At 73.5% G+C, this 23,750-nt stretch carries 19 protein-coding genes; 7 read left to right on the top strand and 12 right to left on the bottom strand.

From position 1 onward, the window contains the following. Positions 1–392: 392 nt before the first annotated feature. The 4 genes from AB0I16_RS18930 to AB0I16_RS18915 are packed head-to-tail and all read right to left on the bottom strand — an operon-like array spanning position 393 to position 1,865. Complete coding sequence (locus AB0I16_RS18930) at positions 393–731, bottom strand: hypothetical protein (protein ID WP_363250554.1); 339 nt, start codon at positions 729–731, stop codon at positions 393–395. Between the two features lie 16 nt (positions 732–747). After that, complete coding sequence (locus tag AB0I16_RS18925) at positions 748–1,272, bottom strand: hypothetical protein (RefSeq protein ID WP_363250553.1); 525 nt, start codon at positions 1,270–1,272, stop codon at positions 748–750. A 16-nt stretch (positions 1,273–1,288) separates the two neighbouring features. Further along, positions 1,289–1,576: a hypothetical protein gene (locus tag AB0I16_RS18920; RefSeq protein WP_363250552.1), complete on the bottom strand. Its 288-nt coding sequence runs from the start codon at positions 1,574–1,576 to the stop codon at positions 1,289–1,291. Positions 1,577–1,625: 49 nt separating this feature from the next. Further along, a complete protein-coding gene (locus tag AB0I16_RS18915; protein ID WP_363250551.1) occupies positions 1,626–1,865 on the bottom strand; it encodes a helix-turn-helix transcriptional regulator in 240 nt (79 codons plus the stop codon). Positions 1,866–2,159: 294 nt separating this feature from the next. On the opposite strand from AB0I16_RS18915, the gene AB0I16_RS18910 reads away from it, so the two are divergent. The 4 genes from AB0I16_RS18910 to AB0I16_RS18895 all read left to right on the top strand — a co-directional run bounded on the left by AB0I16_RS18910 (position 2,160) and on the right by AB0I16_RS18895 (position 14,816). Further along, a complete protein-coding gene (locus AB0I16_RS18910) occupies positions 2,160–3,512 on the top strand; it encodes an MFS transporter (protein ID WP_363250550.1) in 1,353 nt (450 codons plus the stop codon). Further along, positions 3,509–6,844 carry a beta-ketoacyl synthase N-terminal-like domain-containing protein gene (locus AB0I16_RS18905; RefSeq protein WP_363250549.1) on the top strand — a complete coding sequence of 1,112 codons (3,336 nt, stop codon included), beginning with the start codon at positions 3,509–3,511 and terminating at the stop codon, positions 6,842–6,844. Before AB0I16_RS18910 ends, AB0I16_RS18905 begins: the two co-directional genes overlap by 4 nt. Continuing rightward, on the top strand, positions 6,841–14,175 hold the full coding sequence (locus AB0I16_RS18900; RefSeq protein WP_363250548.1) for a MupA/Atu3671 family FMN-dependent luciferase-like monooxygenase: 7,335 nt from the start codon (positions 6,841–6,843) through the stop codon (positions 14,173–14,175). The genes AB0I16_RS18905 and AB0I16_RS18900 overlap by 4 nt, the downstream gene beginning before the upstream one ends. Before the next feature lie 176 nt (positions 14,176–14,351). Then, a complete protein-coding gene (locus AB0I16_RS18895; protein WP_363250546.1) occupies positions 14,352–14,816 on the top strand; it encodes a hypothetical protein in 465 nt (154 codons plus the stop codon). A gap of 12 nt (positions 14,817–14,828) precedes the next feature. On the opposite strand, the gene AB0I16_RS18890 is transcribed toward AB0I16_RS18895, so the two are convergent. Further along, the gene (locus AB0I16_RS18890) at positions 14,829–15,557 is read right to left on the bottom strand and encodes a hypothetical protein (protein WP_363250545.1); all 729 of its coding nucleotides are present in this window, start codon (positions 15,555–15,557) and stop codon (positions 14,829–14,831) included. A gap of 142 nt (positions 15,558–15,699) precedes the next feature. Here AB0I16_RS18890 and AB0I16_RS18885 point away from each other — a divergent pair, with 142 nt between their 5' ends. Beyond that, a complete protein-coding gene (locus AB0I16_RS18885; protein WP_363250544.1) occupies positions 15,700–16,629 on the top strand; it encodes an aminoglycoside 3'-phosphotransferase/choline kinase family protein in 930 nt (309 codons plus the stop codon). Positions 16,630–16,659: 30 nt separating this feature from the next. Here AB0I16_RS18885 and AB0I16_RS18880 read toward each other — a convergent pair whose 3' ends face one another. From AB0I16_RS18880 to AB0I16_RS18865, 4 genes are read right to left on the bottom strand one after another with little or no spacing between them, the layout of a single operon-like run. Further along, on the bottom strand, positions 16,660–17,202 hold the full coding sequence (locus AB0I16_RS18880; protein ID WP_363250543.1) for an MOSC domain-containing protein: 543 nt from the start codon (positions 17,200–17,202) through the stop codon (positions 16,660–16,662). 52 nt (positions 17,203–17,254) lie between these two features. Then, positions 17,255–18,022, bottom strand: coding sequence for a class I SAM-dependent methyltransferase (locus AB0I16_RS18875; RefSeq protein ID WP_363250542.1), 768 nt, complete (start codon positions 18,020–18,022; stop codon positions 17,255–17,257). 19 nt (positions 18,023–18,041) lie between these two features. Next, entirely contained in the window at positions 18,042–18,422 is a 381-nt protein-coding gene (locus AB0I16_RS18870; protein ID WP_363250541.1) for a MazG-like family protein, read from the bottom strand. 22 nt (positions 18,423–18,444) lie between these two features. Then, positions 18,445–18,978 (bottom strand): DoxX family membrane protein, encoded by a 534-nt coding sequence (locus tag AB0I16_RS18865; RefSeq protein WP_363250540.1) that lies wholly within the window; start codon positions 18,976–18,978, stop codon positions 18,445–18,447. Positions 18,979–19,127: 149 nt separating this feature from the next. Here AB0I16_RS18865 and AB0I16_RS18860 point away from each other — a divergent pair, with 149 nt between their 5' ends. Continuing rightward, entirely contained in the window at positions 19,128–19,454 is a 327-nt protein-coding gene (locus tag AB0I16_RS18860; RefSeq protein ID WP_363250539.1) for a nuclear transport factor 2 family protein, read from the top strand. 34 nt (positions 19,455–19,488) lie between these two features. Here AB0I16_RS18860 and AB0I16_RS18855 read toward each other — a convergent pair whose 3' ends face one another. The 3 genes from AB0I16_RS18855 to AB0I16_RS18845 form a co-directional block, all read right to left on the bottom strand. Continuing rightward, positions 19,489–20,385: a PhzF family phenazine biosynthesis isomerase gene (locus tag AB0I16_RS18855; protein WP_363250538.1), complete on the bottom strand. Its 897-nt coding sequence runs from the start codon at positions 20,383–20,385 to the stop codon at positions 19,489–19,491. A 99-nt stretch (positions 20,386–20,484) separates the two neighbouring features. Continuing rightward, positions 20,485–20,949: a lamin tail domain-containing protein gene (locus tag AB0I16_RS18850; RefSeq protein WP_363250537.1), complete on the bottom strand. Its 465-nt coding sequence runs from the start codon at positions 20,947–20,949 to the stop codon at positions 20,485–20,487. Between the two features lie 225 nt (positions 20,950–21,174). Next, positions 21,175–21,981, bottom strand: coding sequence for an SDR family oxidoreductase (locus AB0I16_RS18845; protein ID WP_363250536.1), 807 nt, complete (start codon positions 21,979–21,981; stop codon positions 21,175–21,177). A gap of 133 nt (positions 21,982–22,114) precedes the next feature. Here AB0I16_RS18845 and AB0I16_RS18840 point away from each other — a divergent pair, with 133 nt between their 5' ends. After that, the gene (locus tag AB0I16_RS18840) at positions 22,115–23,749 is read left to right on the top strand and encodes an alkaline phosphatase D family protein (protein WP_363250535.1); all 1,635 of its coding nucleotides are present in this window, start codon (positions 22,115–22,117) and stop codon (positions 23,747–23,749) included. Position 23,750 lies beyond the last annotated feature (1 nt).

Genomic DNA, 23,750 nt, shown 5'->3' with positions numbered 1-23,750 from the left:
GAATTCTTCGGGGAGTGCCACGTGGTGCCTCTCTATGCAGAAGGGAAGGTCACCTCTCCACAGCCACTGTCCGTCGGTGTAGAGAGAATCGCCGCCGAGAATCTGTTGGCCGGGCCCCAGTCTGTCCTCTGACGCTCCCATAGTGGCCAGAATCCCGTGCCCGGCTCGCAGGTAGTCGGCTATACGTCGCTGGTCGGAGTATGCCTCTGGACGAATGAAGTCCTGTATGTCACCTCGCGGGCTACCGAAGGATGGAGCCCAGAGTTCAGTAAAGTGATCCGCAATTTTCATGGCACGGCCTGTTCTCTTGGGTCATCGGGGTCTGACCTGGCTCCTCGATCGGGCGCCCAGTTCGTTAGCTGCATCTGCACCGTCCTCGCTCATGGCTAGCGTCACCGGCTCGTGCTGCCGGAGCTCGCCGTCAGGTGGGGAACCTTGCGGTTGATACGGCACTCGACAGTCCCCTCGCCCTCGACCGTCACGGTGAAGAGTGCCGAGCCCAGCTGCATCGCCGTTACCGCGGCCTCCCATGTCTCCACCGCTTCGGCCCGTGGGTCGACGACACACCGAGCTCGCAGGTTCAACACCAATGTGTTGAAGACCGCGTCGATGATGGAGGCGGACCCGTCGAGCTCGTCGACTCCTTCGAAGAAGTACTCCTGCAGTTGTTCTGCGAACTGTTCGGCTTCAAGCCCTGACGGCAGTTCATGGCGATCGACCAGCACAGTCATGGATGGACCGTATGGTCTACCTATCCAAAGAGTCCAGAGCCGCAGAGTCGAGCGTGACCACGGGCGCGTGAGACACGTGATCCTGCCAGCGCTGAATGCGGACACGGATGAGCAGGAAATCGACCGTCCCGTTCTCGACAGTGAAACCGCCACCACGTTCGTAGATCGCGAGCAGGGGCTCGAATGGGTCCGGGGTGCCCGCCACGCTTTGGGGAGACCTCTCACTGAGGGCAGCCCAGTGGAGCGCCATGAGGCAGGCTTCTCGTGTGCGAGGGGTGGGGATGTTCTTCGACGCGTAGGCGACCAGCTGGTCAGCCAGGTCCCGCCGGGCTCTGACGGATGCGTCCACCCGTCTGGCCATATCGAAGATCGGCCACTCATCCGTGCCGTCGAGCCTCTCGGCCCATAGGGCGGCACGGCGGAGATACTCGCGCAGCAGGGCGGCACGCGACGCGGCATGGTCGTCCGCGCGGTCGTAGTCCGTCCAGTCGACGGCCCGTAGGCGGTCCAGCATGCCTTCGGGTGACTTGGTGTGCTTCATGGACTCGGCACCGTGATCAGGCGGGCGGAGCAGGCTGCCGGGGCCTGTCTCCGAAGAGGTATTCCTGCATGTCGAGTAGGTAGCTGTACAGAGCCTCTTCGCTGTCGAACTCGATATCCGTCAGGCGTACGTAGTCCGTGAGAGAAAGACTCCGTGTGCTGAGTGTCGTCGCGAGCCCCTCGCGGACGGCGGCGATGTACTCCTCGCCGAATCCGTGCAGAGTCGGACGCAGGTAACCGCTCACGTCGGCTGCCTGCATCTCGTTGAGGTAGATCGTGATGAATTTGTCGAGTTCTTTGTTCATCTGACCTCATGGGAGTACGCGTGGTTTCCCAAGGGCACCGCCAGATACCTCAGCTCGGCCCGCCCGAAGTCGCCACTCCCTCCGCCACGCCGAGGCGGATCAGGTGGGCCACCGTCGGGGCGGTGCGCTTGGTGCGGATGCGGCGCAGGTACGTGCCGACCGTGTGGACGCTGATGCCGAGGCGGCGGGCGATCTGCTTGTGGGAGAGGCCTGCCGCGATGTGGGCCAGCACCTGGCGCTCCCTGTGGGACAGGGCCGGTGCGTTCTGGGGGCGGCTGGTTACTGGCATCTTCCCTCCGGGAGGGACTGTCAACTTCTACGAAGGCGTGACCGCAACTTGATCTAACCACGGTCCTGCGGAAACAGAAAGGAATCCCCGGGGACACGGGCCTGACCTGGGTCAACTCTGGGGTAAACCCTGGGCCGCAGCGTCTAGTTGAACTTGTCAAGTCACCAGTTCGGGGGACTGTGGGCGCGCTTCGGGGCGCGTGAGTGTGAAGGCCGTCGCGGCACAGCGCAGCCACACATCACTGTGCGTGACATCCGGTAAGGCAGTGGAGCAGCGGTTGCACAGGGGGGACGCTTGAGGCACTTTCGCCTGCTCGTGGTGGGCAACGGCGTTTCGGCGTACGGCAGTTACCTGAACATGGTCGCGCTCAACGTCTTCATCTACGAGGTCACCGACAGCGCGCTCGCCGCCGGGATCTTCATGGCCGTACGTCTGTTGACCAGCGTCGTATCCGGCTTTGTGAGCGGACGGCTGGTCTCGGCGTACGACCGCAAGAGGTTGATGGTCGGTGCCGATCTCACACAGTGCGCCGCCATGGTAGCGCTGTTGATCGCCCCCGATGCCGGGCGGGCCGGGCTGCTCTACGTCCTCGCCGTCGTCACCGGGTTCTGCTCGACCCTCTCCGGTGTCTCCCTGCGCAGCGCCATCCCCGAGATCGTGGGTCCTGAGCTGCGGCTCCGCGCCAACTCGCTGCTCGCCACCGGGCGTTCGCTCGCGATGATCGCCGGGTTCGCCTCGGCCGGCGTCGTCGTCGCCCAGCTCGGCTACGTCGCCGCCATCTCCCTCGACGCCGCCTCCTTCGCCGTGTCGGCGAGTGTGCTCCTCTCCCTCCCGATCCGTACGAGGGGGCAGAAGAAGGGCGCCGACGACAAGGGTGCCGCGGAGAGCGGGAACGAGCCGCGGCGCCTCGGGGCCATGCTCCTGCTGCGCGCCGCCCCCGTGCTCGCCGTGATGATCGTCGTCAGGGCCGCGGACGGGCTCGGGTCGTCCTCCCACAACGTCGCCCTGCCCGTCTACTCCAGCTCCCTCGACCCGTCCCATCCGGCCACCTTCGTCAGCCAGTTCTGGGCCACCTGGGCCATCGGCAACATCGTCATGCAGCAGGTCATCGGCCGCTGGGCCGGGCGCGGCGGGCGGCAGGGGCCGGGGGAGCGGGCCTTCGCGATCGGGGCCTGCGTCATGTCGGCCGCGTTCATCGTGGTCTTCGCGGGCCTGCCGACCGGCGTGGCCGTCGCGGCGGCCCTCGTCGCGGGCATGGCCGACGGGCTCACCGAGATCGCCTACGTCACCCGGCTCCAGGCCGCGCCCGACGAGCAGCGCGGGCGGCTCTTCGGCCTCTCCGCGTCGGTCGAGAACACCGGGTTCGGGCTGGGGATGCTGGTCAGTGGCGCGCTCCTCGACCTGTACTCGCCGCTGACCGTCGTCGGGCTGCTGCACGGCTTCGCCATCGTGCTCTGCGCGGGGCTCCTCGTCGTCCTCGTACGGCAGGCACGGAGCGGCAGGAGCGCCGCCGGGCACGACACCGCCCCCAGGGCCGCCGGAGCCGACGCGGCGGCCGAAGCCGCCGGAGCCAAGGCGGCGGCCGGAACCGAACCCCCCGTACGACAGGACCCGCCGTCCGTGGAGAGCGAGGCCGAGGCCCGATGACCGTCCCCCGCCCAGCCTCACCCGCACCCGCCCCGCCGAGCACCCCCGTGGCCGTCATCGGCATGGACTTCCGGCTGCCCGGGGCAGACACCCCGGAGGAGTTCTGGCGCACCATCCGCGAGGGCGCCGACCGCATCCGCCGCTTCACCGAGGCCGAGCTGGCCGCGGCCGGGATCACCGAGGAGCAGTACTCCGCCGACGACTTCGTGGGGGCGAGCGGTGTCCTCGACGACATCGCCGGGTTCGACGCGAGCTTCTTCGGGATGAGCGCCCACGAGGCCCGCATCACCGACCCCCAGCACCGGCTGTTCCTGGAGTGCGTCCACCACGCCCTGGAGAACGCCGGGTACGCGGGGAACGCCGACGAGGCGGGCGGCCATGACGTCGGCGTCTACGCGAGCACCGGCTACCACCTCTACTCCCTCCAGCACTACCTCCGGAACAACGTCCTCGCGGAGGGCGTCGCCGACTGGGTCGCCGGCCTCCAGGTCACCGTCGGGAACTTCAGCGACTTCACCGCCAACCGCGCCGCCTACCGGCTGGGCCTCACCGGGCCCGCCGTCAACGTCCAGACCGCGTGCTCCAGTTCGCTGACCGCCGTCCACCAGGCCGCGCAGGCCGTCGCCCACGGCGAGTGCGGCATCGCTGTCGCGGGCGCCACCGCACTCCATGTGCCGCAGGTGCTCGGCTACCAGTACGTGAAGGGGTCCATCCTCTCCAAGAGCGGCTACCTGCGGCCCTTCGACGCCGGCGCCGACGGGACCGTGGGCGGTACGGGCGTCGCGGCCGTCGTGCTCAAGCGGCTCGACAGGGCGCTCGCGGACGGCGACCACATCCACGGCGTCCTGCGCGGCTGGGGGGCCAACAACGACGGGGCGGACAAGCGGGCGTTCACCGCGCCCAGCGCCGACGGGCAGCAGGGCGCGATCCGGCGGGCCCTGGAGCGGGCGGGCGTCGACGCGGGCAGCATCGGCTACCTGGAGACGCACGGGACGGGCACGTTCAAGGGCGACCCGATCGAGTTCGAGGGCGCCACCGCCGCGTTCCGCGCCGACACCGACCGCACCGGCTACTGCGCGCTCGGCGCGGTCAAGGCCAACATCGGGCACCTCGACGTCTGCTCGGGCCTGGCCGGCATGATCAAGGCGCTGCTCGTGCTCCAGCACGGCGTCATCCCGCCGATGGCCGGCTTCCGGCGCCCGAACCCCGCCCTCGACCTCGCATCCAGCCCCTTCTACATCCCGGACTCGGCGCGCCCGTGGCCCCGGGGGGACGGGCCGCGCAGGGCGGGCGTCAGCTCGTTCGGGGTGGGCGGGACCAATGTCCACGTCGTGCTCGAAGAGGCCCCCGCTCCGCCGCCGCGCCCCACCCGGGCCCCCGAGGCGCCCGGCGTCCTGGTGCTCGCGGGCCACACCGAGGCCGCGCTCACCGACAACGCCACGGCCCTCCGCGACCACCTGCGGGCCCACCCCGGCACGCGCCACGCGGACCTCGTGACGACGCTCGCGCTCGGCCGCGCCCACCGCAGGCACCGCCTCGCGCTGCGCGGGGACACCGTCGCCGCGCTCACGGACGCCCTCGACGCCTGGCTCGCGGACCCCCGGCCGGGCGGCGGCGGCACGGACGGGGCCGACACCGGGTTCCTCTTCACGGGGCAGGGGAGCCTGTACCGGGGCGCGGCACGACCGCTCCACGACCGCTTCCCCGCCGTACGCGAGGTCCTGGACGCCTGCGAGCGGCAGTACGCGGCACTCACCGGTGGCGGAAGCCTCCTCGCCCCACTCCTCGCGGCCGAGGAGGAGGACGAGCCGTCCTGGCCCACCGAACTGGCGCAGCCCGCGCTCTTCGCCCTCCAGTGCGCGCTGGTCCGGCTGTGGCGGGACGCGGGGATCGTGCCGCGCGTGGTGGCCGGGCACAGCGTGGGCGAGTACGCGGCGCTGCACGCGGCCGGGGCCCTGAGCGTCGAGGACGGGCTGCGCCTGACGGCGGGGCGCGGCAGGCTGATGCGCGACCTCTGCGCGCCGGGGGCGATGGTCGCGGTGCCGATGACGGAGAGCGCGGCCCTGGAACTGGCCGCCGAGGTGCCCGGCGTCGAACTCGCCGTGGCCAACGGCGCCCGCGGCCAGGTCCTCGCGGGCCCGGCCGCCGCGGTGGACCGCCTGGCCGCACTCCTGGCCGGGCGCGGCATCGCCGCCCGGCGGCTCCCGGTGGACCACGCGTTCCACACCGCACTGATGGACCCCGTGCTCCCGGGGCTCGCCGAACTGTGCTCGGAGGCCGCGCTCACCCCTTGCGACGTGCCGTTCGTCAGCACCCTGGACGGGCGCACCCGCCCCGCCGGCTGGCTCCCCGACACCGACTACCTCGTACGACAGTCGCGTCACCCGGTGAGATTCGCCGACGCCCTGCACCACCTCGGCACGTCGCACGAGTCCACCGCCACGCTCCTGGAGCTCGGCCCGCACACCACACTCAGCGGGCTCGCGCGGCGGGAGCTGCCGGACCGGGCGGTGCGTCCGACGCTGCGGCGCGGCGCCGGCCTCGAACCCCTCTGGGACGCGGCGGCGGACCTCCACAGGGCGGGGGCGCCGCTCGACTGGCGGGCCTTCATGGGCGGGACGGGCCGCAGGATTCCGCTGCCCGGCTACCGCTTCCAGCACAAGTACTACTGGACAGGGCCGGAGAACCACCTTCCTCGGCCCGCACGACCTGCGAGGGATGTAACCGAAGTGGCACAGGACGAAGCATCGGTCGAGCGTGTGCTCCAGCACATCATCAAGGTCACCGCGAAGCACCTCAGCTACGACACCAGCGAGATCGCCGAGGACGCCTCCTTCTTCGACCTCGGGGCGGACTCGCTGCAGATGATCGGCGTGCTGCGCGAGCTGGAGGAGGAGCACCGGGTCAAGGTGTCGATGCGGGAGCTCTTCGAGGAGGCGGGGACGGCGAAGGGGCTCGCCGTGATCATCGCGGGGAAGATGGGGGTGAGCGCCGCGCCGGAGCGCCCCGAGCCGCTCGCGGCCCAGCCGCCGGCGCCGCCCCTGCCGGCGCCGCCCCTGCCCGCCCAGCCGCGTCCCGAGCCGCCGGTCCGTGAGACCGTGCCGCCGGTCCGTGAGACCGCGTCGGCCCCTGAGACCGCGCCGGAGCCGGTCGCCCGGGTGGCGCCGCCGGCCCCCGCCGCCGGACAGGCCCCGGCCCCCGCGTACGCCACCCGCCAGGAGATCGAGGACCTCCAGCGGCAGATCCACCAGCTCACGCAGATGCAGCTCCAGCTCATGGGCCAGCTCTCCCAGCTGCTCACCGCCCAGGCCCAGGCGCAGGTGGGCCGATGACCACGCACCCGAGCCCCGTCTCCGCGGCGGTCGACGCGGACCTCGCCGCCATGCGGGAGCTGTCGCGCCGCATCGCGAACCATCTGGGGACGCCCGAAGCCGCGCCGGAGGCGCCGCGCACCGCCCAGCACGGCCCCCGCCTCGAAGTGGCCCGCGGCTCCGGCATGGTGCGCGGCGGATCGCCCGAGTCGCAGCGGGCGCACCTGGACGACCTGGTGCGCCGCTACACCGCCAAGACGCCCACCTCGAAGCGGATCGCACAGAAGTACCGCCGGGTGCTCGCCGACAGCAGGGCCGCGGTGGGGTTCCGCAGCAGTACCAAGGAGATGCTGTACCCGATCGCGGGACGGCGGGCCAAGGGCTCCTGGCTCGAAGACATCGACGGCAACCGCTACGTCGACATCACCATGGGCTTCGGCGTGCTGCTCTTCGGCCACGAGCCCGACTTCGTCGCCGAGGCCGTCCGCGAACACCTCTCGCGCGGCATCCAGCTCGGCCCCCGCAACGTGGAGACGGGCGAGGCCGCCGAGCTGCTCGCCGAGCTGACCGGCATGGAGCGCGTCGCCTTCGCCAACTCCGGTACGGAGGCGAACTCGGCCGCGATCCGCCTGGCCCGCGCCGCCACCGGGCGCAGCCGCATCATCACCTTCGAGGGCGCCTACCACGGCCACAACGACAACGTCCTCGGCCGCTCACCGCGCACCGGCGGCGAGGGCCTGACCACCGTCCCGATGTCCGCGGGCATCCCGCAGAACGCCGTCGCGGACCTGCTCGTCCTGCCCTACGGCAGCGAGGAGAGCCTCGCCCTCATCGAGCAGCAGGCGGGCGACATCGCCGCGGTCGTCGTCGAGCCGGTGCAGAGCCGCCACCCCTCGCTCCGCCCCGCGGGCTTCGTGCGCCGCCTGCGCGAACTGACCAGGCGCCACGGCATCGTGCTGCTCTTCGACGAGATGCTGACCGGCTTCCGGCCCGCGCCGCGCGGCGCCCAGGAGCTGTACGGCGTGACCCCGGACCTCGCCACCTACGGCAAGCTGCTCGGCGGCGGCTTCCCCATCGGGGCCATCGCGGGGCGTGCCGACATCATGGACGGCGTCGACGGCGGCCACTGGAACTACGGCGACGACAGCTACCCGCAGGCCGACACCACGTTCTTCGGCGGCACGTACATCCAGCATCCGGTGTCGATGGTCGCCGCCCGCGCCGTCCTCGCCCACCTCAAGGAGCACAGCCCCCGCCTCCAGGAGCGGCTGAACGCCCGCACCGACGAACTGGCCGCCACGCTCAACGCCTTCTTCGAGGCGGAGGAGTTCGCGCTGAGCCTGAGCCACTTCGGCTCGCAGTTCCGGTTCGAGCACCGGGCGGACATGGAGCTGCTCTACCACCACCTCATGCTGCGCGGCGTGCACGTGTGGGAGTGGCGCAACTTCTTCCTCTCCACCGAGCACTCCGACGGCGACATCGAGTTCATCGTCGACGCCGTGCGGGGCTCGCTGCGGGAGCTGCGGGACGCCGGGTTCTTCCGTACGAAGGCGAAGGCGACGCCCGGCGTGACGGTGCCGGGGCCGCGCGAGGCGGTGGCGCCGCCCGCCCCCGAGCCCAAGGCGCAGGCCGTGGCCTGGAACACCGCCGCCACGGTCCGCCGGGCCCCCGCACCCGCGCCCACGCCCGCACCCGCACCCGCGCCCGCGCCCGCCGAGAAGCCCGCCGCCGCCCGCCCCCGCGCCCTCGACTTCGGCGTCTACTTCTTCGGCGACTACCCCCAGGACGAGAGCGCCCCGGAGCACGGCAAGTACGACCACCTCCTGGAGACCGCCCGCTTCGCCGACCGCAGCGGCTTCCACTCCCTGTGGATTCCCGAGCGGCACTTCCACTCCTTCGGCGGCCTCTTCCCCAACCCCGTCGTGCTCGCCGCCGCGCTCGCCCGCGAGACGGACCGCATCCGCATCAACGCGGGCTCCGTCGTGCTCCCGCTGCACGACCCGATCCGCGTCGCCGAAGAGTGGTCGATGGTCGACAACCTCTCCGGGGGCCGCGTCGGCATCGGCTGCGCGAGCGGCTGGCACGCCAACGACTTCGCCTTCTTCCCCGACCGCTTCGGCTCCCACAAGGAGCTGATGTACGAACAGGTGGCGCAGGTACGGCAGTTGTGGCGCGGCGAGCCGCTGCGCCGCACCACCGGCGCCGGCGAGGCGGACCTGCGGCTCTTCCCGCGCCCCGTCCAGGACGCCCCGCCGATGTACACGGCGGTCGTCGGCAACCCGGCGTCGTACGAACAGGCCGCCCGCCACGACCTGGGCATCGTCACCAACCTCATGACCCAGGGCGTCGAGCAGCTCGGCGAGAACATCGCGCTCTACCGGCGCACCCGCGCCGCCCACGGCCTGGACCCCGACGCGGGGCACGTCTCCGTGCTCCTGCACACCTACCTGGCCGAGGACCACGCGACCGCGCGCGCCGAGGCACGCGAGCCGCTGTCCCGGTACATGCGGGCGTCCCTCTCGCTCTTCGGGAACGTCGCGGGCAGCCTCGGCCAGAAGGTGGACCTCTCGGCGATGACCGAGGACGACCTCGACGTCGTCTTCCGCCGCGCCTACGACCGCTACTGCGACCAGCGCGCCCTCATCGGCAGCCCGGAGAGCGTGCGCCCGGTCGTGGAGGAGGTGCGCGCGGCGGGCGCCGACGAGGTCGTCGCGCTCGTCGACTTCGGCGTGGCACCCGGTGCGATGCGCGAGGGCCTCGTACACCTGGACGCGCTGCGTCGTACGTGCACGGCCACCACCACGGGTGCCGCCACAGCCACGGCCGCAGCCACCGCCGCCACGCCCGCGGCCAAGGCCGCCGTCGAGCGGGCGCCCGCCCCCGTGGCCACCGACCCGGGGGCGCCCCTGTCGCCCGGCCAGCAGCGGGTGTGGTTCCTGGAGCGGATGCTGCCGGGGCGCACCGCGTACAACGAGGTCAAGGCCATCGAGCTGGAAGGCTCCCTCGACGTGCCCGCGCTGCGCGCGGCGCTGTCCGCCCTCGCCGCCCGGCACGAGCAGCTGCGCACCGTCTTCCGCGAGGCCGGCGGCGAGCCGCGGCAGTTCGCGCAGGCGCCCGGCGAGGTGGACTTCGCGGTCGTCGACGGCACGGCGCCCGGCAGCGACGCGGTCGCCGCCACGCTGAAGGCCGAGAGCGAGCGCCGCTTCGACCTGGCCGAGGGGCCGCTGTTCGTCACGCGCCTGGTCCGGCTCGGCGAGCACCGGCACGTGCTCGTCTTCTCGCTGCACCACATCATCATGGACGCGGCGTCTGCCGCGGTGCTCGCACGGGACGTGTCCGCCCTCTACCTCGCCGAAACCACGGGCGCCCCGCCCGTCGGACTGCCCGGCCTGCCGCGCACCTACGCCGACCACGCCCGCGCCCAGCTCGACGCGCTCGGCGGCGCGAAGGCGGCCGACGACCTGGCGTACTGGAGGAAGGCGCTCGACGGCGACCTGCCCGTCCTCGCCCTGCCCACGGACCGCCCGCGCCCCGCGCGGATGACGTCCAACGGCCGCGCCCTGTTCCGTACGCTCGACCCCGGCCTCTCCGACGCGGTACGGAAGTTGGGGCGTGAGCGGCGCAGCACCCTGTTCATGACGCTGCTCGCCGGTTACGCCGCCGCCCTGCACCGCGTCACCGGCCAGGACGACCTCGTCATCGGCACCCCGATGTCGGACCGCACCCCCGAGTACGAGAACGTCGTCGGCTTCTTCGTGAACACCCTGGCCCTGCGCCTCGACCTCTCGGGCGACCCGGACTTCGGCACGATGCTCGACCGGGTGCGCGCGGTCGCCCTGGACGCCTACGACCACGCCGACGTGCCCTTCGAGGCGGTCGTCCGGGAGCTGGACCCCGCGCGGGCGCTGGACAGGACCCCCGTGTTCCAGACGCTCGCCGAGTTCGAGAGCGGCGACCCGTTCCGCTTCGAGCTGCCCGGGGTGCGGGCGACCCCGCTCGACTCGGGCCCCGACAAGGCGCTGACCGACCTCAGCGTGTACTTCACCGACCAGCCGGACGGCATCCGCTGCCACCTGGAGTACCACACCGACCTGTTCGACGAGGCGACGATCGACGCGCTCTTCGGGACGTTCAGGGACGTGCTCGCCGAGGCCACCGGCGTGCGCGCCGCCGTCCCCGACGCGTGGCGGCGCGGACGCACCCGGCAGCGGACCCGCAGCACCGTCCACGCCCTGGCGTCGCGCTGGGCCGAGGCGGCCCCCGGCCGCACGGCCGTGATCAGCGGTGACACCACGCTGACCTACCGCGACCTCGACGAGCGGGCCGAGCGCCTGGCGGCCGTCCTGCGCGAGCGGGGCCGGGCGGGGGCGCCGGTCGCCCTGTGGCTGCCGCGCGGCGCCGAGCTGATCGTCGCCATGCTCGCGGCGCTCAAGTCCGGCCACGGCTATGTGCCGCTGGACCCCGGCCAGGGGCGTGCCAGGGCCGGGACCGTCCTCGCGGAGAGCGGCGCCGGAGTCCTCGTGGTGGGCGGGACGGCGGAGCCGCCGAAGGCACCGGAGGGTGTGGCCGTGGTCGAGGCCACGGCCGCGCCGGCGGGCACGGACGCCACCGCGCTCCCGGCGGCGCCCGGCCCCGACGCACTCTGCTTCGCGATCTACACCTCCGGCAGCACCGGCACCCCCAAGGGCGTGGCCGTGCCGCACCGGGCCGTGGTGGACCTGTGCCAGTGGCACCACGAGCGCTTCGGGTTCACCGCCGACGACCGCGCCGCCGCCGTGTGCAGCCAGAGCTTCGACGCCGCCGCCCTGGAGATCTGGCCCGCGCTGACCGCCGGCGCCACGGTCGTCGTCGCCGACGAGACGGTCCGCAAGGACCCCGCGGCCCTCGCCCGCTGGTACGCGGAGCACCGCGTCACCTTCTCCATCCTGCCCACGGCACTCGGCGAGGCGGTCCTCGCGCTGCCGGACGAGGCGCAGCCCCCGCTGCGGCACCTGCTGCTCGGCGGTGACGTGCTGCGCACCCGGCCGCGCGCGGGCGCACCGTACGAGACCGTCAACGTCTACGGGCCCACCGAGGTGACCGTGCTCTGCACGACCCAGCCGGTGGAGCCGCTCGGCGCCGACGAGGCGGCGGGCCCGATCCCGATCGGCCGTCCCGTCGACAACGTCACGCTGCGGGTGCTCGGCGCCGACGGGCGCGAGGTGCCCGCCGGTGAGGCGGGCGAGCTGTACGTGGGCGGACCCGGGGTCGCCACCGGCTACCTCGGCCGCCCCGAGCTGACGGCGGAGCGCTTCGTCCCCGATCCGCTCGGCGGCGGGGAGACGCTGTACCGCACGGGCGACCTGGTGTGCTGGACGGCGACGGGCGCCCTGGTGTTCCGCGGCAGGACCGACGACCAGGTGAAGATCCGGGGCTACCGCGTCGAGCCCGAAGAGGTCACGCGGGCGCTCAGCGCGCTGCCCGGTGTCGCCGAAGCGGTCGTCCTGGCCCGCCGCGACGGGCGGGGCGATGCCCGGCTCGCCGCCTACGCCGTGCCCGCCACGGCGACGGCCGGGGAGCAGGAGACGGCCGACCGCCTCACGCGGGAACTGGCCGCACGCCTCCCCGACCACCTGGTACCGCGCGCCTGGGCGCTGCTGCCGTCGCTCCCGCTCTCCGGCAACGGGAAGCTGGACCGGGCAGCGCTCCCCGAACCGCCGCTCATCACCACGACGGAGCGGCCGGCGCGGGCGGCCGGGGGTCCCCTGCCCGTCTCCGGGGACGTCGAGGCCCGGCTGCGGGCGCTGTGGGCCGAGGAGTTCGGTGTCGCGGCGGGGGAGATCGGCCCCGCCGCCTCCTTCTTCGAACTCGGCGGCCACTCCATCACGGCGATCCGCCTGGCCAACAGCGTGCGCGAGGAGTTCGGCACGGAGTACCCGGTCGCCCGCTTCTACGAGGAGCCCTCGTTCCGCGCGATGGCGGCGTACCTGGCGGAGGCGGCGGAGGCCGACGCCGTGCCGGGGGCCGCCGGGGGGCAGGTGCCCGCGGACGCCCCGGCCGAGAGCCGCGCCCCCGCCACCGTCCAGCAGAACGCCTTCGTCACCCGTCACCTGACCCACCCCCGCCCGCAGATCTACAACGTGGCGATGCGCCTGACCCTGACGGGGAAGCTCGACGTACCGGCCCTGCGCACGGCCCTGACCCGGCTGGTCGCGCGGCACGAGGGGCTGCGCACCCGCCTCGTGGAGGACACGGCGACGGGGGAGTGGCAGCAGGAGGCGCTGCGCCCCCGGCCGGTCGAACTGCCCGAGGAGGACCTGTTCGCGCGCCTCGGCTCCGGGCCGGCGGCGGAGGCGGAGGCGGAGCGCCTGGCGGCGCGGACGGCCGCCACGCCGTTCGACATCCGCGCCGAACTGGCGCCGGTGTTCCGTCTCCTGCGCACCGGGAGCGACCGCTGGGCCCTGGTCTTCGTGCTGCACCACGCGGCCTGCGACGGCTGGTCGGTCACCGTCCTGCTCCGCGAGCTCGCCGCGCTGTACCGGGCGGCGGCCACCGGGGAGCCGGACGGCCTGGCGGCGGACCCGCCGCAGCCCGGCGCGTACGCGCGCTGGCAGCGCGAGCAGGGCCGTACGCGCGACACGGGCCGCCTGGTCGACTACTGGGCGCGGCAGCTCGAAGGCGCGCCGTTCTCCGGCACGCTGCCGCTCGACCGGCCGCGCCCGGCCGAACTGAGCGGCGCGGGTGACGTGGTGCTGTTCACGGTGGGGCGGGAGGTGCGCGCCGGCGTGGAGAGCGTGGCCCGCCGGCACCGCACGACGCCGTTCGCGGTGACGGCGGCGGCCATGGCCCGCCTGGTCGGGGAGGTGTCGGGGGAGCGGGACGTCCTGCTCGGCATCTCCTACGCCAACCGCGAGCGGCGGGAGTTCGAGGCCCTTGCCGCCTGCACGGTGTCGTCCTTCACGCTGCGCGTCCGCGGTGACCGGGCCGGTTCGTTCGGCGCCCTGGTCGACCAGGTGGCGCGGAGCGCGGTCGAGGCGATCGACCACGCGGCGCCGCTGCGTGCGATGGCGGCCGACCTGGGGAAGGCGCTGGGCACCGAGGTGCCCGACAAGCTGCCGCTCGGCTTCCAGTACCAGAACTCCCTGGAGACGGACATCGAGCTGCCGGGTCTGACGACGGCGGTCGAGGACCTGACCGTGCCCGGCGCGCGGTCGGAGTTCAACTTCGGTCTGATCCCCACCGGTGACGTGCTCTCGGGCTACGTGGAGTTCTCCACCGACCTGTGGGACCGGGCCACGGTGGAGAGCTGGACGGCCGCGTACACCGGCCTTCTGGCCGAGGGCGTCGCCGAGGCGCTGGAGGGTGATGCCTGACCCGTGTCCGAGCGGCCAAAATTGGTCGTGACATGTCAATAATCATGGGGGCCTGCCTTGCCACCTCTGGTGGCGTGTGCCTCAATGGGCGGCGGTCCGGCCGTCTGACGACGCGTCAGTAACCGCGTCGGTACGACCGGACACGTCCTCCCCCCCCACCACGAAGGCAGGCCCCCATGCGACACGGCAGACTCGGCGTCGGAACAGCCATCGGATCGGCGATCGCCGTCGGCGCGCTCGCCCTCGCGCCCGCGGCCTCCGCGGTCGAACCGCGGAGCGCCACCCTCTCGTTCGACTGCGGTTCCTACGGCTCCGGCTCGGCGACCCTCACCGCCGCCCAGGACGGCACCAGCGCCACCATCGAGGTGTCCACCTCGGCGGTCACCGCCCCGGTCGACATCGGCGCAGGCGCGGTCGACTCCACGCTCACCCTCACCAAGAACGGCTCGGGCACCACCGAGTTCACCGGCGGCTCCAACCCGGCCATCCCCGCGGGCGGCGCCGTCTCCACGGGACCGCTCACCGGAACCGTCGCCGCGGGCGACAGCCTCGAAGGCACCTCGCTGACGCTCGTGGTCTTCGGCATCACCGTGACGTGCGACGCCACGTCCCCGCAGGCACCGGGCCCGTTCGTCTTCTGACGCGCCGCGCCCTCACTGCCCGCCACCCCCGGCCAACGGCCGCCAGTACTGCTCGCCCTTCTCGTCCCGTACGACGAAGCCCGCCTCCCGCACCGCCTCGGCCAGGTCCCTGGCGTCGCGCCCTGCGCTGCGCTTCAGCGCCGTCCTGCGGGCCTTGAGGAGCGCGTGGATCTCGGCGGGCAGGCCGGGGGTGCCGGGTATCCAGCGGTGGAACAGCGCCGCGTGCGGGTCGGCGTCCCGCCAGGGGTAGCCGTGCGCGCGGAACGCGTCGGCCAGCGCGGCGGCGGGCGCCCCGTGCTCGCCGCGCGCCAGCTCGCCCGAGTCCGCCCCGAGGAACACCAGGTGCCCGCCGTCGCGGAACACGGCCGAGACGTCCGCGCGTTCCAGGACGAGGACCGTGTCGTGCTGCTCGATCCGCACCCGCTCGTCCGTCAGCTCAAGGCGCATCGCCTCGGCGATCGCCGTGAACGCGAGCACGAGCCCGGCCACCAGCCCGGCCGCCATCACGAGCCCGGTCTGCCAGGGCGCGTCGAGCCTGCCCACGAAGGCGACGCCGTCCCGCCAGGGCAGCACCGGGGAGCCCGAGGCCCAGCGGGCCAGCCGCGGCAGGGCGAGCCCGGCGAGGAGCCCGGCCGCGGGCAGCCCGGCGAGCAGCAGCCACAGCTCGCCCTTCGGATGGCCGAGGACCGTCGTCCGCGGCGCCGGGGCGCCGTGCGCCTGCTCGAACCGGTCGCTCGGCATCGTGGTGGTGCTCCGTTCCCTCCGTGACGGCGGACACGCCGTCGAACGTCATGTCCGGAGCACGCTAGGAGCCCGGCATGACGCCCCGCAGCAGCCGAAAGTCGGTCGCGGGCGGACTTCGGTAGGCATTACGGTGCCGATCATGCTGCCCGAGGTGAACACGGACGAAGAGTGGAACCGCGTCGTGCCCGACGAGAAGGTGGTGCGGCCCGCCGCCGAGGACCTCTGCGCACGCCTCGGCCTCGCCGGAGCGCCCCTGGTGCGCTACACGGAGGGGTCGCAGCCCGTCTACGCGGTCGGCGACGCGCACGTACTGAAGCTCTTCCCCGGGGCGGCGGCCGACGACGGCATCGCCGAGGGCCGCGTCCTGAGCCACGTCCACGGCAGGCTGCCCGTCCCCACACCGGGCGTCCACGGCACAGGCCCGTACGAGAACGGCTGGCGCTACGTCCTGATGGACCGGCTGCCCGGCGAGGACCTGGCCGTCGCCTGGCCGCGCCTCCCGCGCGCCGACCGGGAGCGCGTCGTCACCGAAGCGGCCGAGGCGCTCGCCGCGCTGCACGCCCTCGACCACGAGCCCCTGGCCGACGTCCTCGGCCCCGGCGACTGGGACACCTTCCTCGGGCACCGGCGCGCGAGCACCGTCGAGCAGCAGCGCGCCCACGGCCTGCCGGAGAACTGGCTGGAGCAGATACCCGGATTCCTCGCGTCCGTCCCCTTCGACGGAGCGTCGGCACCGGGCCGGCGCGCCCTGCTGCACACGGAGTTCATGCGCCAGCACCTGCTGGTCGACCCCGAGGACCGGCGGCTCACCGGCCTCATCGACTTCGAGCCCGCCATGATCGGCGACAGGGCGTACGACTTCGTGGGCGTGGGCCTCTTCGTCACCCGCGGCGAGCCGGGGCTCCTGGCCCGCTTCCTGCGGGCGTACGGCGAGACGTTCCCGCCCCGCCTGCTCCTCGCGTACGCGCTGCTGCACGTCTACAGCAACCTGCCCTGGTACCTCAGGGAGCTGCCCGCCCCGCCCGAACCGACGCTGGACGCGCTCGCCGAGACGTGGTTCGGCCGCTAGAGCCCGCGCCCCCGGCGGTCCGGGCGCGCCTCAGACGGTCTTCAACGGGCGGTGGGGCCCCTCCGGCAGGACGACCTCGACGGCGTCCCCGGGGCGGATCACGCCGCCGCGCAGGACCACGCTCATGACGCCCGCCTTGTGGGCGACCACGCCGGACGCGTCGCGGCCGACGACCTTCTTCATCAGCCCGGCGCGGAACTCGTCGATCTGGCGGCACGGGTTGCGCAGCCCCGTGATCTCCACGACGGCGTCCGCGCCCAGGTGCAGCCGCGCGCCCGTGGGCAGGCCCAGCAGGTCGAGGCCGCGCGTGGTGATGTTCTCGCCCAGCTCGCCGGGGGCCACGGCGTAGCCGTCCGCGGCGAGCTCGTCGAGGAGTTCCTCGTGCATGAGGTGGACCTGCCGCAGATTCGGCTGGTCGGGGTTCCGCCGGACCCGGAAGCGGTGCTTGACCTTCTCCCCGGCGTGGACGTCGCCCTCGACGCCGAGACCCGCGAGGAGCGTGACGCTCTCGCGGTTCGGCTTGGTGAAGGAGTACGTTCCGTTGCTGCTGACCGCAGTGACCCTCGCGCCCATCGCGCGCAGCCCCCTCGCCCGAGACGCTGTTACCGCCCGACCCTAACCCGCCTCAGCCGACCGGGACCAAGGTCAGATACGTGATCCCGAGCACCCGGCGGTACCCGCGCAGCCAGGTGGCACGCTGGGCGTCGACGCGCGCCCGCGTCCCGGCGGCCTCCGGGTGGTCCGGGTGCGCGGCGAGCCACTCCTCGGTGTCGTGGCGGTAGCCGGACTCGAACTCCTCCCACTCCTCCTCGCTCGCCGTCTCCACCCGCAGCGGGCGGAACCCGGCGTCGACCGCCGCGTCCACCAGGCCGTCGAGCGGCAGGTACTCGTCGGCCCGCGCGTCCGGCCACATCCCGGCCAGTTCGTCCGCGGTGGGCGGACGCTGCCAGAAGCCCTCGCCGAGGACCACCCGGCCGCCCGGCAGGACCAGGCGGCGCAGCGCGTGCAGCGCCTCCACGGCCGACCGGGGCGGCTCGGCGGCGCTGAGCGCCTGGCTCGCGCCCAGGCAGAGCACGACGTCGGCGGGGCCGCGCCCGGTGTCCCGCGCGGACTCCTCGGCGAAGAGCACCCGGTCGGCGAGGCCGCGCTCCCGGGCGGCGGCCCGGCCGCGGGCCAGGTCCGCGCCGTTGAGGTCGACGCCGACGCCGGTGGCCCCGGGCACCGCCCGCAGGACGCGCAGCAGCAACTCGCCCCAGCCGCAGCCGATGTCGAGGACCGTGCGGGGGCCCGTCGCCGCGAGCCGGTCCACGAGGCGGCCGGCGCGCGCCTCGGAGAACGGGCCGTGGAAGGTGAGGTTCGCGAGACGCGGGGGGTGATCGGCGGAAAGGGTCATGACGGGGGAGGCTAGACGCTCAACCGCCTTCGGGGACACCGATTTCGGAGCGGTCGGCGACGCGGCGCAGATGCGCGGCGAGCTCGGCCTCCGCGTCGGGGGTCAGGGTGCGCAGCGCCACCATGGCCGTGACGATGACGTCGCACAGCTCGGCCCGGACATCGTCCCAGGTGTGGCTCGCACCCTTGCGCGGATTCTGGCCCATGGCGCCGATGACCGCCTCGGAGACCTCGCCCACCTCCTCGGAGAGCTTCAGCATGCGCAGGAGCAGATCCTCCCGCGGGGCGCGTCGGTTGTGGGACTCCAGCCAGCCGTGCAGGCGGTCGACGACCTCCCAGGGGTCCGGGTGGGGCGCGGGCGGGCGCGGGGCGGACCGCGGCGGGTCCGGACGGTCGGTCATGGCCCGCAGCCTGCCACGCGGGCTACTCCTCGGGCGAGGCGCTCTCGCGGACGTTCTTGTTGCGCGCGGCCAGCGTCACGAGCACCCCGACCGCGGTGCCCGCCAGCGCGGCGGGGACCATCCAGGCGCGGTTGAGGGAGTGGCCGACCGCGTGGTCGACGGAGTAGCGGCCGGGCCCGGTGACGGCGAGGGCCGCGGAGGCCAGGCCGAGGAACGCCGGGTACTCGTAGCCGCCGCCCTGGCTGAAGAAGCCGCTCGGCGCGTGGACGGCCGCGGCGCCCGCCATGGCGCCGGCCGCCGCGGAGCCCGCCGCCGGGGTGGCGAGCCCCAGGGCGAGGAGGGCGCCGCCGCCGGCCTCGGCGAGCCCGGCGACCAGGGCGTTGCGCTTGCCCGGGGCGTAGCCGATGGACTCGAAGAAGGCGCCGGTGCCCTCCAGGCCGTGGCCGCCGAACCAGCCGAACAGCTTCTGGGCGCCGTGCGCGGCGAGCACTCCTCCGGTCCCCGCGCGCAGGAGCAGCAGTCCGAGGTCACGTCGGTCCAGGCACGAACAGGTCATCGCAGGCTCCCAGCGGTGGGCGTAGACGGAATCGGTCCTCTCCCACCGTCCGACGGACCGGCGCCGGGCACCCGGTCCGGGCGGCCGTACGGGTGAGGGGCGCCGGCGTCCCGGTGGCGCGGCGGCCCGCCCGGTGTGAGCGTGTGCCCATGAGCATCCTGGTGAACCGGCTCGGCGACCCCTCGGTCCGGGCCTTCGTGACCGCGGTCAACGCCCATGACAGGCACGCCTTCGAGGCGCTGCTCGCGCCCGGCGCGACCATGTCCGACGACGGTTCCGACCGTGACGTCGCCGAGTGGACCGAGCGGGAGATCTTCTCCTCGCGCGGCCACATGGACGTCATGTCGGAGTCGGACGGGGGCCGCGTGCTGCTCGTCACCTACCGCAACGACACCTGGGGCGAGATGCGCACGAAGTGGCGCTTCGTCCCGGACGGCGCGGGCAGGATCACCCACTTCGAGACGGGCCAGGCCTGAACCATTGCGGGCCGGGCCTGATCCGTCACGACCGTCACGCCGGAATCCGTACCGCCGTCCCGCTGACCCGCACCCGCTCGTCGCCCTCCCGCAGCGTCACCGTGAGGACGCCGGGCCTGCCCATGTCCTCGCCCTGGTGGAGGGTGAGGACCGACGTGGCGGGCACCAGGCCGAGTTCGCGCGCGTAGGCGCCGAAGGCCGCGGCCGCCGCGCCCGTCGCCGGGTCCTCGACGACGCCGCCCACCGGGAACGGGTCGCGCACGTGGAAGACGTCCGCCGACGCGCGCCGGACCAGCTGCACGGTCGTGAGGCCGAGGCGCCGCATCAGCGCCTCCAGGCGCGGGACGTCGTAGTCGAGCCGGGCGAGCCGGTCCCGGGTGGCCGCGGCGATGACGAGGTGGCGGGCGCCCGCGAAGGCGATCCGCGGCGGCAGGTCGGCGTCCAGCTCGTCGGCGGACCAGTCGAGCGCGGCGAGCGCCTCGGCCACGTCGTCGGCCCCGGCGGCCTCGACGTGCGGCGCGACGCTGGTGAGCGTGGCCCGCGGCACTCCCCCGACGGTGTCGACGGCGACCGGTACCTCGCCCGCCGGCGTCGCGAAGAGGTAGCCCCCGGCGCCGGTTCCGTCCCGCTCGGCGAGCGCCACCGCGGCGGCCACGGTGGCGTGCCCGCAGAAGGGGACCTCGGCCTTGGGGGCGAAGTAGCGTACGTCGTAGACCGGTTCGGCGGTGCCGGGGGCCCCGGGGTTCCGGGCCGTGAGGAACGCGGTCTCGCTGTAGCCGAGCCGTGCCGCGATCGCCGGCATCGCCGCGTCGTCGAGCCCGGCCGCGTCGAGGACGACCCCGGCGGGGTTGCCGCCCGCCGGGTCGGTGGTGAAGGCCGCGTAGCGCAGCACTTCGGGGGAGGGGGAGGCCGCTGAGTCATTCGTCGTCATGTCGCGGGGCAACCGTTCCGCGGCGCGGGACATTCCCGCGGCTCCGAGCGCGGGCCCCGTCGCGGCAGCGGTCGCCCCGCCCCCTCCCTCCGGCGGTGGTCAGTGGCAGCTGACGTGCCCGGAGCCGGTGCGCGACCAGGAGCAGGAGTCCTGGAGCGAGCCGCTGGGCCTGACGAGGCGGGCCTTGTCGCCGGTGTTGTTCCAGACGTAGCTGCCGCGGCCCCAGTAGCGCACGCCGGAGGCGTTGGTGCCCTTGCCCGTGCGGACCTTGACGGTCTTGCCCGCGCCGATCTTGTAGCTGCCGAAGGTGTAGGTGTACCCGGTGTTGTCCTTGAGCTTGTAGCCCTTGAGCTGGATCGGGGACCGGGTGTTGTTGTGGATGTTGACCCACTCGGCGTTCAGCGACGCGTTCGAGCGGGTGTCGCGGCCGGGGCTGTCGTACTGGATGTAGCCGAGGTGCAGTCCGCCCTGGTGGCCCGCCGCCGACGCGGGCGACGCGGCGAGCAGGGCCGCCGACAGGGCGGTGACGGTGAGGACGGCGGGGGCGGCGGTGCGTATGCGCAAGAGATGCTCCAAGTGTGAAGTTCTCGTGGAGAGAAGCCGAGCATACGGTGCGCGCTGACCCGGATTGGCGCGGTAGGTTCCATTCCACTTGTGGAGATCCGGGCGTCGGGGCGGCCTTCCCGCCGAGCCGCCCCCTGCACCGTCCCCGGCACTCCGCCCCGCCGTTCCCGGCGCTCCGCCCCGCCGCCCCCAGCACCCCGCCCCGCCATGCCGCGAGGCGGCCCCTCAACCCCGGCCGATGTAGGGCATGGTGGTCGCGAGGACCGTCGCGAACTGGACGTTCGCCTCCAGGGGCAGTTCCGCCATGTGCCGCACCGTGCGCGCCACGTCGGCCACGTCCATCACCGGCTCGCTCGCCAGTTCGCCGTTGGCCTGGAGGACGCCGGACTGCATGCGCTCGGTCATGTCGGTCGCGGCGTTGCCGATGTCGATCTGCCCCACGGCGATCCGGTGGCGGCGCCCGTCCAGGGAGAGGGACTTCGTCAGGCCGGTCAGCGCGTGCTTCGTCGCCGTGTACGCCACCGAGTCCGGACGCGGCGCGTGCGCGGAGACGGAGCCGTTGTTGATGATCCGGCCGCCCCGCGGCTCCTGCTCCTTCATCTGCCGGAAGGCCGCCTGCGCGCAGAGGAAGGCGCCGTTGAGGTTGGTGTCGACGACGTGCCGCCAGGCCTCGTAGGACAGGTCCTCGACCGCGACGCCGCCGGGCCCGAACGTACCGGCGTTGTTGAAGAGCAGGTCGAGCCGCCCGAAGCGCTCGCGCACGGCGGCGAAGAGCGCCGTCACGTCCTCCGGCCGCGACACGTCCGTCCGTACGGTGAGGGCGGCACCGTCCGGCGCGGAGGCCAGGGCGGCGGTCTCCTCCAGGGTCTCGGCGCGGCGGCCCGCGAGCGCCACCGACCAGCCCGCGGCGAGCAGTTCGAGGGCGACGGAGCGGCCGATGCCGGAACCGGCGCCGGTCACGACGGCGGTCTTCGCGGCGGCCGGCGGCGCGGCCGGGGACGGGTGCGGCGTGGGAGTTGGCCATGCGTTCATGGCCCCGCAGCGTACGGGAGGGCCGTCCACGCGGACATCATCCGCCCGCCATCCGGCTGTTGTGTACGCGACAGGCAGCCGTCGCCCCCCACCACTTGCATGCCCCTGACACCAATCGTCAGGGAAGGGTCCAATGACACCCGCAGGCACGCACCACGCACCCGAGCTCCGCGCCGCTGCCCAGCACCTCGGGCGCCGCCGCTTCCTCACCGTCACCGGAGCGGCCGCCGCGCTCGCCTTCGCCACCAACCTGCCGAGCGCCGGCGTCGCGGCCGCCGCCGAGCTGGACGCCCGCCGCATCAAGGACGACCCCTTCACGCTCGGCGTCGCCTCCGGCGACCCGCAGCCCACCTCGGTCCTGCTCTGGACCCGCCTGGCCCCCTCCCCCTACGAGCCGGGCGGCGGCCTGCCCCAGGAGCGCGTCTCCGTCCGCTGGGAACTCGCCCACGACGCCCGCTTCCGCCGGATCGCCAGACGCGGCACCGCCACCGCGCACCCCGAGTACGGCCACTCCGTACACGTCGAGGCCGACCACCTGGACCCGGGCCGCCGCTACTACTTCCGCTTCCGCGCCGGCCAGTGGGTGAGCGGCACCGGCCGCACCCGCACCGCGCCCGCCGCGGGCAGCCGCCCCGGCTCCCTGACCCTCGCGGCCGTCTCCTGCCAGGCCTACCACGACGGCTACTTCACCGCCCACAGGCACCTGGCGCAGGACGACGTCGACGTCGTCTTCCACCTCGGCGACTACCTCTACGAGTACGCCGTGAACGCGGTCGGCGGCGCCCGCAACTACACCGACCGCACCCTGCCCGCCCACTACAACAAGGAGACCAGGACCCTGGAGGACTACCGCCTGCGGTACGGCCTCTACAAGTCCGACCCCGACCTGCGGGCCGCGCACGCCGCGCACCCCTTCGTCGTCACCTGGGACGACCACGAGACCGAGAACAACTACGCCGACGACATCTCCGAGAACGGCGACCCGGCCGCGGAGTTCCTGCTCCGCCGCGCCGCCGCCTACCGCGCGTACTGGGAGAACCTGCCGCTGCGCCGCCCCCAGCTCCCCAAGGGCCCCGACGCCCAGCTCTACCGCCGTCTCGTCTGGGGCCGCCTCGCGCAGTTCGACATCCTCGACACCCGGCAGTACCGCTCCGACCAGGCGTACGGCGACAAGGCGCACCCCGCGGGCCCCGAGACGGACGACCCGGCGCGCACCATCACCGGTGCCACGCAGGAGCGCTGGCTCCTCGACGGCTGGCGCCGCTCCCGCGCCCTGTGGAACGTCGTCCCCCAGCAGGTCACCTTCTCCCAGCGCCGGCTGGACCTCACCGCCGAGCCGAAGCTCTCCATGGACGCCTGGGACGGCTACCGCGCCTCCCGGCAGCGGGTCCTCGCGGGCGCCAGGGCCGCACGCCTCGACAACCTCATGGTCCTCACGGGTGACGTGCACGTCGGCTACGCCTTCGACATCAAGGCCGACTTCGACGACCCCTCGTCCAAGACCCTCGGCACGGAGATCGTCGCCACGTCCATCGCCAGCGGCAAGGACGGCGCCGACAAGCCGGCCAACTGGGAGACGTACACCAAGGCCAACCCCCACCTCCGCTTCTACAACGGGCGCCGGGGCTACGTGACGGTGGCCTACGGCCGGGACGCGGCACGGGCCGACTTCAAGACGGTCGACGCGGTCACGAAGCCGGGGGCGCCCCTGAAGACGGCGGCGTCCTTCGTCACCGAGGCGGGTGATCCGGGGCTTCGACCGGCGTGAT

Origin of the sequence: Streptomyces sp. NPDC050703 (assembly GCF_040654435.1) — a bacterium.
GTDB lineage: Bacteria > Actinomycetota > Actinomycetes > Streptomycetales > Streptomycetaceae > Streptomyces.
This window is presented reverse-complemented; position numbering and strand designations above follow the sequence as displayed.